The sequence below is a fragment of the Paenibacillus sp. FSL R7-0163 genome, from assembly GCF_037969975.1.
GTDB classification, from domain to species: domain Bacteria; phylum Bacillota; class Bacilli; order Paenibacillales; family Paenibacillaceae; genus Paenibacillus_AQ; species Paenibacillus_AQ odorifer.
In genome coordinates this window covers 6,769,399-6,781,919 of the sequence record NZ_CP150224.1, presented here as the reverse complement: position 1 = coordinate 6,781,919, position 12,521 = coordinate 6,769,399, and the positions used below count along the sequence as shown (strand labels likewise).

The window sequence follows — 12,521 nt, the reverse complement described above, 5'->3', positions numbered from 1 at the left end:
CTAAATATCCGTTCGTTAATCGTTGTCTGCTATTATTCCACTTTGGTAATCGGCGCAAACCCCGCAAGCAGACGTTTGACACCCACTGGTGCCGGAAAAGCAATCTGCAGCTCCGTGTCATTCCCGCTGCCTTTAACAGATACAACGGTGCCGGTGCCCCATTTGCCGTGGGAGACCTTGTCACCCGCTTTGTAATCGCCAGCTGCTGCAGCCCCTGCTCCGGTAGCACGCTGTGCGCCTCCGGAGGTCACGGTCACGCTGCTCTTGCTTGCCGCCGCTGACGCCGTGCTTCCGCCGCCTGCCGGCGTAGCTCCGACGGCTCCGCCTCGGCCGCCAAAGTTCCCACGGCCACCGCTGCCGAAACCGCGTCCGCCGTAAGCACCGCCTGCCTCCGCGCCTCCGCGCTGGAAGCGGTCTTGAGTCTTAACGGTATCTTCCTTCAGTTCCTCCGGAATCTCCTCTAAGAAGCGGGACGGTTGGTTCGCCGTCGTCCGGCCAAAGAGCGTACGCATCCGCGCACAAGAGAGAAACAGTTGTTTCTCCGCGCGGGTGATCCCCACATACGCAAGCCGGCGTTCCTCCTCCAGCTCGTCGTTGTCCTGGAAGGCACGGCTGTGTGGGAACACGCCTTCTTCCATTCCGACGATAAATACCGTCGGGAACTCCAGACCTTTGGCGCTGTGCATCGTCATTAACACAACCGCATCACTACGATCCTCTTCATCATCGTTCACACTATCGATATCTGCGATAAGTGCAAGATCCGTGAGGAAGGAGACCAGCGACTTGTCTTCATTGTTCTTTTCAAACTCCATCGTCACCGATAAGAACTCATCGATATTCTCTAGCCGCGAACGTGATTCGAGTGTATTTTCATTTTGCAGCTCCAAACGGTACTGCGACATCTCCAGTATTTTTTCCGTCAATTCGGTTACAGACAAGAACTCCACCATACGATGCAGAGCTTCAATCATATCGTAGAACTCTACTAGCATATTCCGCGTCCGTCCAGCAAAGCCCAAATCATCGACCGTTTGCAGAACGCGGAAAATAGAAACACCACGTTCACCAGCCGCAGCTGCCAGCTTACCAACCGTTGTATCTCCTAATCCACGCTTAGGAACATTAATAATACGCGTCAGGCTGATATCATCATCAGGGTTAGACAATAAACGTAGATACGCCAGCAGATCCTTGATTTCCTTACGATCATAGAACTTGATCCCGCCAACGATTTGATATGGAATATCTGATTTGATCAGAATTTCCTCTATTACCCGTGACTGAGCATTCGTCCGATACAAAATCGCGTGATTCTGGTAGGCTTGACCTTGTTTCACATTTTTGCTGATTTCTCCGGTTACAAAATATCCTTCGTCATGCTCGGAATCCGCCCGGTACACCTTAATCTTGGCGCCTTCCTCGGAATCGGTCCACAGCTTTTTCGGTTTACGGCCACTATTAAGCGCGATTACCCAATTGGCTGCATTCAGGATATTAGCGGTTGAACGGTAATTCTGTTCTAGCAGAATCGTCTTCGCTTCCGGATAATCCTCTTCAAAATTAAGAATATTCGTAATATCCGCACCACGCCAGCGATAGATCGACTGGTCACTATCCCCTACCACACAAATGCGGTGGTGGCTGTCTGCCAGCATGCGGCACAACATGTATTGTGCTCTGTTCGTATCCTGATACTCATCCACATGGATGTATTTGAATTTCTTTTGGTAAAAATCCAGAACCTCGGGAACTTCCTTAAATAATTCGATAGTCTTCATAATCAAATCATCAAAATCAAGCGAGTTATTGCTTCTCAAACGTCTTTGATACATTTTATAAACCTTAGCAACTAAACCTTCGAAATAATCACCGACTTTTTGCTCATACTGCGCCGGAGTTATCAACTCATTCTTAGATGCGCTAATTATGGCTTGTACAGCTTTCGGTTCGAATTTTTTCGTATCAATATTCAGTTCCTTCATGCAATTACGAATAACTGATAACTGATCTGTAGAGTCCAGAATCGAGAAGTTGGAGGTAAATCCAATCCGCTCAATATCCTTCCGCAAGATCCGAACACACATGGAGTGAAAGGTAGATACCCAAATATCTCTTCCCTCAGGTCCAACGAGCTTAGATACACGTTCCTGCATTTCCCTCGCAGCTTTATTCGTAAATGTAATCGCCAAAATCGCCCAAGGCGGCGCCTTTCGATTAGCAATCAGCCAGGCAATTCTGTGAGTCAGCACTCTCGTCTTCCCACTGCCCGCACCAGCCATAATCAAAAGGGGTCCTTCAGTAGTTTCGACAGCCTGCCTTTGTGGAGGATTCAATCGGCTGACCGCGTCTTGTATGTTAATAAGTTGCATGTGTAACATGCTCCTTTCCAAAAATGAAATTACAAATCATAAGTAGTCCATAAGCTAGCCGCTACTCGAACTGCTCTTGCACCGTCTTTTTAACAGCTAATACCGTACGAATTGCCTGCTCTACATCCCGATAAATAATATTGCCGACAACTACTGTATCACATAGAGCTGCTGCCTGCTCGGCCTCCGCCTCACAAGTAATGCCGCCTCCATAAAATAGTTGGGCTTGCTCCACCATCTCACGCACTATACGTACTGTCTCCATATCCCCAAATCTACCGCTATATTCAAGATATACTATTGGCAGAGACATCAGCTTGTCCGCAACCTGGGCATACGCAGCCGCCTCTTCAGCATTAATGGTTGTCTCGGCCCCTGTAATCCGCGCAACTGAAGAATCACTGTTCAAAACGACGTAACCTTCCGTTAGCAGCTGATCCCATGGGATCATAAATCCATAACGCTCTATAGCTCGACGATGATGACCTACAATCCAAGCTGGATCGGGTGTATTTAGCACCATAGGAATCATATAAAGATCAAATCCGGGTACAGCAGCTTCAAGTTCGGATACCTCGAGTGCACAGGGCAGTTCAAAACGTCTTACTCTTGATAAGAGATCTACTGTATTCTCATAGGTTACTCCTGTAGAGCCCCCTATCAATAGGGCATCCGTGCCGGACAAGCAAACGGCCTCCAAATCCTCATCAGAAATCATACGATCCGGGTCCAACTTAAACACATGCCGCCAAGGTTTGATCATTTGCTGTACTGATTTCATGAGAATCATCCTTAATTGTCATTTGGGCAAGACAAAACACTCCTGCCGCCGCAAAAGATATAGATCTAGTCTATGCCAGCACAGGAGGTGTGTCAATTTAAAGCGAACAAAAATACGAACATTTTTTCGTATATAAATTTGGGGTCCCTGCAAAGTACCTGAATACGCATCTGAGGAAAGCATCACTTTGTGGGGATATATTAGTGGTAATGAGTGGAGAAAGATTTCAGCGTATACCTTTGAGGTTATTCAAATCATTTTCAGGCACAAAATCACTATAAAATCCGTCTACACCCATACGAGATAACGCTCTAATCTCATCCTCTTCATCCACTGTATGAACGTATACACGAGCTCCAATATTTTTTAACTGTTTGACAAAACTCTTGGTGGCCCGGCTAACTGGCATCGTAATATCCACACCTGTTTTTTTAACAAACTCAATAACTTGTTCATCCGTATCCTTAGATTGGTACAGGGTGTAAAGCACTTCTGGAAAAGAATACACCTTATTGATCTCATCAAGCATCGGCTGATTGTAGATCTGTGGAACTATCCGCTCCAACAACGCTGGATCCCGACGCTGCGCCGCTTCGGTCAGCAATGTAAATTGCTTCTCTATAAGTTCCGGTTGGATTTCTTTGGTATCCGTAACGATATAAGCATCTGGATAATTCTGCATTAGATCAAGCACCTTCTCAATATCAAGCGGAGAGTATATATTCAGGATGGGGCTGTCCATAAATTCCTCGTAATCTAGTGCCACACCCTGTTTATTAGCAGGGAGAACCTCCAACTGACCTAAAAGCTTGCTCATATTGCCTGTCCATTCATGCCGAGCAACCAACTGATCATCCTTCGATAACAAAAAATCAACTTCAAATACGCGAGTTCCCCGTTCATAGTTAGCGACAAAGGCCTCCCAAGCATTGGTATACGTATAGCCGTTAATTCCCCCCATGGCATGTGCAACGATTCTGTGCGCTTCAAAACCGCTCGCGGGTTGCTCTTCCTCTTTGTTCAACGTTATTACAAGAATCATTATTAGTGCGACAATCATTACTACGGTTGCAATAATCTTTTTCTTATTCATAGTTGTGAGTTTCCTTTACAAAGTTTAGATTAGAAAATTAATACCCCGCTCTGCCTGTGGCAAAACGGGGTATTATTAAAATTTCACAAATCTAAATAAGTGCAGGTCTCAATATGCGTTTTTGTTAACGAAGCCGTTGCGAATCGTTTTGAAAATAATTCGAATATCGAACAGTAAGGACCAGTTCTCGATATAGAAAATATCGTGCTTAATCCGTTCCTCAATTGAAGTATCCCCGCGCAGCCCGTTGCTCTGTGCCCAGCCCGTAATTCCTGGACGCACATGGTGCTTCACCATATACTTCGGAATTTCATCACGGAATTGTTCTACATAAAATGGTCGTTCTGGCCGTGGGCCAACTACACTCATATGACCGAGTAATACATTAAAAAATTGCGGAAGCTCATCCAGACTTGTCTTACGGATAAAGGTTCCAAATCGAGTTCTACGAGGATCTTCCCGCGTACTCCAACCTGTATCCTCTTCCCCGTCCTGCTGCATCTTCATTGAACGAAACTTATACATCATAAAATTACGCCGATTAAGTCCCACCCGTTCCTGCCGGAATATAATCGGTCCCGGTGAGGTAAGACGTACGCCGAGAGCTACGATCAGCATCACGGGAGATATCATAATAATAGCGAATAGAGAGAACACGATATCAAACAAACGTTTTGCCATCTTATTCCCCGTCATATCCAGTGGAATATCACGAACATTAATCATTGGCATACCTGCAAAGTTATCAAAGTAAGGTCGAGCTGGTAAATAATCAAAGAAATCCGGAATAATCAATGTGCGTACCCCTGCTTTTTCACAGGCCGCAATAATGGAAGGATATTTAGAATGCGCATCGAGCGGCAAGGCTAGAATAACCTCGTCCACAGGCAGCATCTCCAGCATTCCGGATAACTGATCAACCGTACCTAAAATCGGTTTATAGCGCTGTTCTTCAATTCCATCCCAAGTATGATAGTCGTCTAAGAAACCAATAGCTTCATATCCGAGCTCTGGATATTGCTCCAAATTGTTGTAGAATCTTTTGCCGAGTGTACCAGCGCCGATAATAAGCACGAACTGGCGGTTGAATCCCTTTTCTCGAAAAGATTTAAGCATCTTCTTCAACACATAACGGTAAAGCATAATGGAAAGAACATTAAATCCCATATAAATAGCCAGATATGTACGGGAGATATCAATTTCTTTCACGAAAAACATTAGACCGAGCAGGATGAAGATGCTCATGATATGCACTTGGAAAATCTTAATAAATTCATCGACAAAACGTTTCTTACGCTTAGGCAAATAAAGCGATAAAAGGATACCGATTAAGACAGCTACTCCGCCATAGATCATACTCCAATAAGCGTACGACTCTACGGGTAGAGGATTGTAAAATTCCATCCATCCACTCTTAAACTTAAGCCACCAAGCCGCCAAAAAAGACAGCTGAATGACAATGAAATCAGCAACCATATAGAGCTGTGTCAAAAATTTCTGATTCCGCCGAATCATAATCTCACCTCAGTATTCTTATCGTTACGAGTGCCTGTTTCAGGGGCAGAGCTAAGACTCTGTGCAGGTGATGGAACTGCTTTAGGAAAGATTAGGGCATTCCGCAAAAGGGACAGAGCAAACTTCATACCAACACCAGCATATACTGTTCCATTTATAATACTGTTGTACTTCCTACTATAATGCTTACGATGAAATAAAATCATTGCCCTGTGAAATTCATAGACAATCTTGAACGGTCTACGTCTGGCACTGCCGCCTTTGAGATGTACGATGGAGGTCTTCGGATAATAATAAATCTCCCAACCAGCCTCTTTAATACGATAGCACCAGTCTAAATCCTCACCGTACATAAAAAACTCTTCATCTAATCCGCCGACCTGATCAATCGTCTCCCGCCGCAGCAGCATAAACGCACCCACCAGACAATCTATCGGGTAATCAAGATCAGGGTCCAGATAACCTAACTGGTAACCGTTAAACTTCGGTCGATCCGGAAACAACTTACTGAAACCAAAAGCATAATAGAAGGAAGCGGATGGCGTAGGAAATCCTCGCTTACACGCTTTATCCAGCGACCCATCTGGCAAAATAATCTTACATCCTGACGCCCCAACATCGGGCCGACCATCCATAAAGGAGATCATCGTCTCCAGCGTATCCCTGCGTACCACCGTATCTGAATTGAGCAATAGTACATACCGTCCGGATGAAGCTTCCATCCCCTGATTATTTGCACGGGCAAAACCGACATTGTCGTTATTTGCGATCAACATGACACTTGGAAACTCTCTACCAATCATCTCTACCGAATCATCATGGGAATTGTTGTCTATCAAAATAATTTCATAGGAATAGTTCGTTTCTGAGTCATATACCGACCTGATACAGTCCATCGTCAGGCGACACGTGTTGTAATTGACAATAAGTATGCTTACATCTACATTCACTGCGTAACGCTCCTGACAAATATAGTAATCTACCGACAATTATTATAACATAAAACCTCCCTGAGAGGAGGTGACCTTTCAGGGAGGTTTTTCCAGATACTGTTTGATTTACGTGTTCTTTCGCTCTTTTACGATGGTCTGTATATATTTTCGTTTCTTTTTTAACGCTGGGAGCTGAGTGAAAAAGGATTTCCACGCTACGATTAACTTCGGCTCTCTCAGAAGCATATAACCATGAGCGGCAATTTCATAGGGAAGGGAAATCAAGATTGTCTTCAGCATAGTTCGAGCCGATTCATTCTTGTAGATCATTTTGTAGCGATTAATGTAAGATATTCGCCGGATGAACATTGGTTTGGTACTACGGCCAGACGTTTTCCACCCACGTTCATGATACCCAATTGCCTCAGCATCATAATACCCCTGCCAGCCAAATAGCTGGGCTCTCCAAGCCACATCCACATCTTCCTTATATGCAAAAAAATCTGCATCAAAAAACTCCCCATCAACACTAACGTCTTCAATCATCCGTCGAGAATACATCGCCGCCGCCCCAGATACACCAAATACTGTCCCCGACTGTGTCCATAGTTCTGCTGGATCCCCCGCACCACGGTCAAACGCACGCCGTGCCTTGTTCATCTGAAGACCAGTGCTATCCACTGATCCGTGATCAGCCTTTAGCAAAAGCTTACCTGTGGCGCTGCCGATCTGCGGGTTGGCTTCCATTAGTGCGATTAGTCTAGAGATATAGTCTGGTGCCAGCGTCAAATCCGGATTGAGAACGAGCACATAATCTGTTTCTGTAGTAGCTATAGCTTGGTTATGAGCTGGGGCGAAGCCTGTGTTTTTTGGGTTTTGGATGAGTAGCAGGCTCGTAGACGCTTCTTTGTTAGCTTGTGAATTGAACGGTTCTAAATCCTCTAGTGAATTACTTGAAAAAGCCCCTTTATCGATCGCGTTAAAGAATATATTCACTTTCTCTGCACAATCGTCCGAAGACGCATTGTCCACAACAACAATTTTCTCAATAGGATAATCCTGTGCCATTACTGCCTCTAAGCAATCTATAATGTCATCCGCACTGTTGTAGGTGACGATATGTACACTAACTGTTTTGTTATTCATGAGTATCCTCGACTTTGTAATTTCTAATTAACTACCTGCTTCCTTCTTATTATAACGAAAGAACACAAAAAACTCCCGCATCGTTATAAACGATTTAGGAGTTTCAATTGGTGTTATTCTATTCTTTTAGCTCTAAGAGGAAATCTCTCAAGCCTTCACGCCAAGGTCGAATGTCCTCAAAACCATTCGTACGTATCGACAGATGCTCCATCACCGAATTCCGAGGACGTGGTGCAGGTCTCGGAAACTGTTCCGTAGCACACGGTTCAAGCGTAGCAGTGAATTTGAAACCCAAAATATCCTCGGCCTCTACAAAGATCGCCTGTGTAAATTCAAACCAGGTACAAGAGTCGCTATTTGACGCATGGTATACACCATACTTCTCAGTTTGAACAAGCTCAAGCAAGAATCGAGCTAAATCGACTGTGTAAGTAGGCGAACCTTTTTGGTCATCGACAACTTGAAGCATTGGCTTTTCTTGACCAAGCTTTAGCATTGTTTTGACAAAGTTATTTCCGTATTTGCCGTACACCCATGACGTTCGTACGATGAAATACTTAGAGGAGAGGGATTGAACGAGTACCTCACCCGCACGTTTCGATTTGCCGTATATACTCTTAGGGTCTGTATTATCATATTCATGGTAAGGCTGTGCACCCATACCATCAAATACATAATCCGTGCTAATATACACCAGCTTGGCTCCAGCTTTTTCAGAAGCAAGCGCTACATTTCGGCTGCCAGTAGCATTAATTAAATAAGCTGCATCAATATCACTTTCTGCCGCATCTACTGCCGTATGAGCAGCACAATGAATAACCGCATCCGGTCCAAACCCGCCAATAACTTGGATGCACTGATCCAGATCAGTAATATCCATCTCCTGACGATCGCAAGCCAACACTTCGTGACCTTGATGCTGGAGCAGTAAAACTACGTCCTGACCTAGTTGTCCGGCCGCACCTGTAACAAGTACCTTCATAGCTATTTTACCCCCGTATCAAAATTACAATGAGTCACCTAAACGATCACCATATTGCTGTTCAGCATATTTTTGGTATTCCCCAGATTGAATACGGGTCCACCACTCGCGGTTATTGAGATACCATTGGATAGTTTCTTTAATACCTGTTTCAAACGTATGTTTCGGCTTCCATCCCAGTTCATTCATAATCTTAGTTGGATCAATCCCATAACGGCGATCATGACCAGGACGGTCTTGAACATAAGTAATCAAAGAATCAGGCTTGCCTAGTTCCTGCAATACCGTGTTTACAATATGCACATTCGTACGTTCATTATTGCCACCAATGTTGTAGACTTCGCCGTTCACACCCTCATGAATAACCAAATCAATCGCGCTGCAATGATCCTCAACATACAACCAATCGCGGATATTCATTCCATCGCCATAAACAGGCAACGCTTGATCAGCAAGTGCACGGGAAATCATCAGCGGAATAAGCTTTTCCGGGAATTGGTACGGGCCATAATTGTTTGAGCAGCGGGTAATATTCACTGGCAGTCCAAACGTTTCGTGATACGCACGTACTAGCAAGTCTCCGCCTGCTTTACTTGCTGAATATGGACTGTTAGGAGCCAGAGGAGTTTCTTCGGTGAATAATCCTGTCGCTCCCAGTGATCCATATACCTCATCCGTAGATACTTGAACAAACTTAGTGATACTGTATTTTTTCGCCGCATCCAAAAGCACTTGTGTTCCAAGTACATTCGTCTTCACAAACACTTCCGGCTCTAAAATACTCCGATCCACATGCGACTCCGCCGCGAAATTGACAACGACATCCACACCCTGGCTAATCAGTTCATCCATCGCAGTAACATCTGTAATGTCGGCCTTCACGAAAGTGTAATTAGGATTATTCTCAATTGCTTTCAGATTCTCTAGATTGCCTGCATACGTTAATGCATCTACATTAACAATTTCGTAATCAGGGTGTTGTTGTAACATGTACAGCACAAAGTTGCTGCCGATAAACCCAGCCCCGCCGGTAACTAGCAGTTTCATTTATAGCCCACCTTTTGTTCTTTGAGATTATATTTAAATTTTTGCTTACCACTGTTAATCAAAGTTTATTTCCGCATCTTTTAGTAATGGATGACGTTGATCCTTATCCGACAATATCGGACTAGAAGTCGGCCAATCAATATCTAAGGCTGGATCATTCCATAATATGCCACGATCATTTTCAGGGGAATAATATTCGTCCACCTTATATAACACTTGGGTGTTAGGTACCAAAGTACAGAAACCATGAGCGAAGCCTTTAGGCACCAGTAGTTGACGTTTATTATATTCACTAAGAATTACTCCGACCCATTGACCAAATGTAGGTGAATTACGACGGATATCGACGATAACATCATAAATAGCACCGGATAAGACGCGGATTAACTTTGTTTGCGCCTTAGGGTTCAACTGGTAATGCAGGCCACGTAACACTCCAACCTCTCCGGAAAGGGACTGGTTATCTTGAATAAATTGATAGTTAACTCCGAGTTTATGCATTATTTCTTCGTTATAGCTTTCCATAAAAAAACCCCGGTTGTCGCCATGGACAACCGGTTCTAGTAGGCTTGCGCCTTGTAACCTTAAAGGAGTGACATTCATGTTGGAGCTCCTCCTCGTTTCTATAGTTTTAATTTGCCGAATTCTTCATCAAATAGAATTTCCTTGGCCAATTCATTGGCTCTCGCTAGTGATGAATGCGTGCCCGCATCAGTCCACCAACCGCCTAGAACATCATATGTTAGTTTATTTCTTTTAATATATGCATTATTTACATCCGTTATTTCAAGTTCTCCACGATTTGAAGGAGTAAGCTTCTTAATAATTTCGAAAACCTTACTATCGAACATGTAAATCCCAGTGACGGCATATCCACTTTTTGGAGCAGTAGGCTTTTCCTCAATAGATATGATATTATCGCCCTGGAGTTCAGGAACACCGAAGCGCTGTGGATCGGAAACCTTTTGAATCAGAATCTTAGCTCCAGTTCCTTGAGCTTTAAAGTTTTCAATATATTGAGAAATATCCTCTTCAAATACGTTGTCTCCAAGAATAACAACACTTTGGTCATCTCCAACAAATTGTTCTGCAAGACCGAGCGCTTGTGCTATACCGCCAGCTTCATCCTGAACTTTATAGGTAAAAGAAGCACCCATAGAGTTTCCACTCCCCAGCAGATTTACCACATCACCCATATGCTCTTTACCAGTAACAATTAAGATATCCTTGATACCAGCCTGTTTGAGCTTATAGATTGAGTGGAAAATCATTGGATATTTGCCTACTGGAAGAAGATGTTTGTTGGTCACTTTTGTTAGAGGGTAAAGGCGTGAGCCTGTGCCTCCGGCTAGTATAATTCCTTTCATTTTATTCTCCCTCCAATACATGTTTTTCAAAAACACAGCTTATTTCACAATTTTAAATTCTTTGTATTATCAAGTCTTCTCGATTGATATGGCAGTGTAGAAGCGATGTCTTCTTTATTTATAAGATTCTCAAATCTCTTAACTACTATGCTTGCCGACTTAATACCTAGTAGATCAACAAATCTATAATATAGATAACTGATCAAAAACAATAGGAACATAGAAATAGTAAACATCAAAACAAAACTAATATTATATGATAATTGACCAGTTAAATAGTGCATCATAAGACTGGATAATGAACAAAGCATAAGCAAATGTAAGAGATATAATGAGAAAGATATTTCTCCTAAAAACAAACAAATTCGACTACTAAGTAGTCTCTTTAGATACGATGAGTTCAAAGCACAAATTAGTAGAAGAAATGCACCAACAGTATGATAGAACTCGTAGTAAGAATTCACCCCTAAGAAATCCAACTTTAAAAAGCCATATAATCTAGTAGGTGCTCCGAATTGTTCACGCCAAGGGTAAGACCCGAAAAATAAAGCTAATAAAAATATTAAAAACAAAGCTATTCTATTTTTAATTTTCAATAAATCCTTAGAGTGGAGATCACTTAATAATAAACCCAGAAAAAATGCTAAATAGTAGCTATTCCATAAAAGAACAAATATCAGAGGATATATTGCATAACGTATATTAGTCTTTCTAAGTACGAGCATAAATGAATAAATCATGACTGATCCATAAAATTCATATTTTAAAGTCCATAAAATCAGGTTATAATTTTGCTTTCCTTGAAAAACAACTCCATAAAAAGCTTCTTTTAATGCTTCTAAAGAATCTGAGGAGAAGTTATATATTCCTTTTAGCCACCCCAGTGAGTTAGCTATTTCATTTGCATTTGTATTATAAAATAATCCAAGAGCAAGCAAAGTAAACGCTAAAATTATTGATACTGCAATGGGAATATTTAAACGAATATACCTTTTTATTATATTCCCTAGATAATCATTGAACGTATAGTGCTCTAATCTCCAGTATTTATAACTTAAAACAAAACCACTTAATATAAAAAAAATAAAAACAGCGAAGCTCCCGTTATATAGCACATTTAATGGCGAAGCTGAAACAAATAGTTCAAACGAGTTATAAACATCACTAGGATTCCCTGTATGCAGTGCCGGATAAAAACTTAAAGTATAATGAGATAGTACAACCATTAATGCTGCAACACCACGAAGACCATTTAAATGAAGCATTTTTCTATCAGACATTTCAGC

General features: G+C 42.6%; 11 protein-coding genes. All 11 read right to left on the bottom strand.

Going from position 1 to position 12,521, the window contains the following annotated elements; all coding sequences use genetic code 11:
• Positions 1 to 32 precede the first annotated feature (32 nt).
• The 11 genes from pcrA to NST45_RS29635 all read right to left on the bottom strand — a co-directional run bounded on the left by pcrA (position 33) and on the right by NST45_RS29635 (position 12,515).
• On the bottom strand, positions 33 to 2,372 hold the full coding sequence (gene pcrA, locus NST45_RS29685; protein WP_076215990.1) for a DNA helicase PcrA: 2,340 nt from the start codon (positions 2,370 to 2,372) through the stop codon (positions 33 to 35).
• Positions 2,373 to 2,433: 61 nt separating this feature from the next.
• Positions 2,434 to 3,153: a heptaprenylglyceryl phosphate synthase gene (locus tag NST45_RS29680; RefSeq protein ID WP_143763187.1), complete on the bottom strand. Its 720-nt coding sequence runs from the start codon at positions 3,151 to 3,153 to the stop codon at positions 2,434 to 2,436.
• Between the two features lie 226 nt (positions 3,154 to 3,379).
• A complete protein-coding gene (locus tag NST45_RS29675; protein WP_339824458.1) occupies positions 3,380 to 4,246 on the bottom strand; it encodes a phosphatidylinositol-specific phospholipase C/glycerophosphodiester phosphodiesterase family protein in 867 nt (288 codons plus the stop codon).
• Positions 4,247 to 4,354: 108 nt separating this feature from the next.
• Positions 4,355 to 5,761: an undecaprenyl-phosphate glucose phosphotransferase gene (locus tag NST45_RS29670; RefSeq protein ID WP_076215976.1), complete on the bottom strand. Its 1,407-nt coding sequence runs from the start codon at positions 5,759 to 5,761 to the stop codon at positions 4,355 to 4,357.
• Complete coding sequence (locus NST45_RS29665) at positions 5,758 to 6,711, bottom strand: glycosyltransferase family 2 protein (protein ID WP_076140807.1); 954 nt, start codon at positions 6,709 to 6,711, stop codon at positions 5,758 to 5,760. Before NST45_RS29665 ends, NST45_RS29670 begins: the two co-directional genes overlap by 4 nt.
• A 108-nt stretch (positions 6,712 to 6,819) precedes the next feature.
• Complete coding sequence (locus NST45_RS29660; protein WP_076215972.1) at positions 6,820 to 7,839, bottom strand: glycosyltransferase family 2 protein; 1,020 nt, start codon at positions 7,837 to 7,839, stop codon at positions 6,820 to 6,822.
• A 118-nt stretch (positions 7,840 to 7,957) separates the two neighbouring features.
• Positions 7,958 to 8,821 (bottom strand): dTDP-4-dehydrorhamnose reductase, encoded by an 864-nt coding sequence (gene rfbD / locus NST45_RS29655; protein ID WP_038573485.1) that lies wholly within the window; start codon positions 8,819 to 8,821, stop codon positions 7,958 to 7,960.
• A gap of 24 nt (positions 8,822 to 8,845) precedes the next feature.
• Positions 8,846 to 9,868 (bottom strand): dTDP-glucose 4,6-dehydratase, encoded by a 1,023-nt coding sequence (gene rfbB / locus NST45_RS29650; RefSeq protein ID WP_076099637.1) that lies wholly within the window; start codon positions 9,866 to 9,868, stop codon positions 8,846 to 8,848.
• Between the two features lie 54 nt (positions 9,869 to 9,922).
• Positions 9,923 to 10,471, bottom strand: a complete 549-nt coding sequence (gene rfbC / locus NST45_RS29645; protein ID WP_339824455.1) for a dTDP-4-dehydrorhamnose 3,5-epimerase — start codon at positions 10,469 to 10,471, stop codon at positions 9,923 to 9,925.
• Positions 10,472 to 10,491: 20 nt separating this feature from the next.
• Positions 10,492 to 11,235, bottom strand: coding sequence for a sugar phosphate nucleotidyltransferase (locus tag NST45_RS29640; RefSeq protein ID WP_076215964.1), 744 nt, complete (start codon positions 11,233 to 11,235; stop codon positions 10,492 to 10,494).
• 44 nt (positions 11,236 to 11,279) lie between these two features.
• The gene (locus NST45_RS29635; protein ID WP_076215961.1) at positions 11,280 to 12,515 is read right to left on the bottom strand and encodes an acyltransferase; all 1,236 of its coding nucleotides are present in this window, start codon (positions 12,513 to 12,515) and stop codon (positions 11,280 to 11,282) included.
• Between the last annotated feature and the right edge of the window lie 6 nt (positions 12,516 to 12,521).

What these genes read in the sequence shown, in the direction of transcription:
- NST45_RS29660 (WP_076215972.1), bottom strand. Translation starts at nt 7,839, where the DNA reads ATGAATAACAAAACAGTTAGTGTACATATCGTCACCTACAACAGTGCG.
- NST45_RS29635 (WP_076215961.1), bottom strand. Translation starts at nt 12,515, where the DNA reads ATGTCTGATAGAAAAATGCTTCATTTAAATGGTCTTCGTGGTGTTGCA.
- rfbC (WP_339824455.1), bottom strand. Translation starts at nt 10,471, where the DNA reads ATGAATGTCACTCCTTTAAGGTTACAAGGCGCAAGCCTACTAGAACCG.
- NST45_RS29640 (WP_076215964.1), bottom strand. Translation starts at nt 11,235, where the DNA reads ATGAAAGGAATTATACTAGCCGGAGGCACAGGCTCACGCCTTTACCCT.
- NST45_RS29670 (WP_076215976.1), bottom strand. Translation starts at nt 5,761, where the DNA reads ATGATTCGGCGGAATCAGAAATTTTTGACACAGCTCTATATGGTTGCT.
- NST45_RS29680 (WP_143763187.1), bottom strand. Translation starts at nt 3,153, where the DNA reads ATGAAATCAGTACAGCAAATGATCAAACCTTGGCGGCATGTGTTTAAG.
- pcrA (WP_076215990.1), bottom strand. Translation starts at nt 2,372, where the DNA reads ATGCAACTTATTAACATACAAGACGCGGTCAGCCGATTGAATCCTCCA.
- rfbB (WP_076099637.1), bottom strand. Translation starts at nt 9,868, where the DNA reads ATGAAACTGCTAGTTACCGGCGGGGCTGGGTTTATCGGCAGCAACTTT.
- rfbD (WP_038573485.1), bottom strand. Translation starts at nt 8,821, where the DNA reads ATGAAGGTACTTGTTACAGGTGCGGCCGGACAACTAGGTCAGGACGTA.
- NST45_RS29675 (WP_339824458.1), bottom strand. Translation starts at nt 4,246, where the DNA reads ATGAATAAGAAAAAGATTATTGCAACCGTAGTAATGATTGTCGCACTA.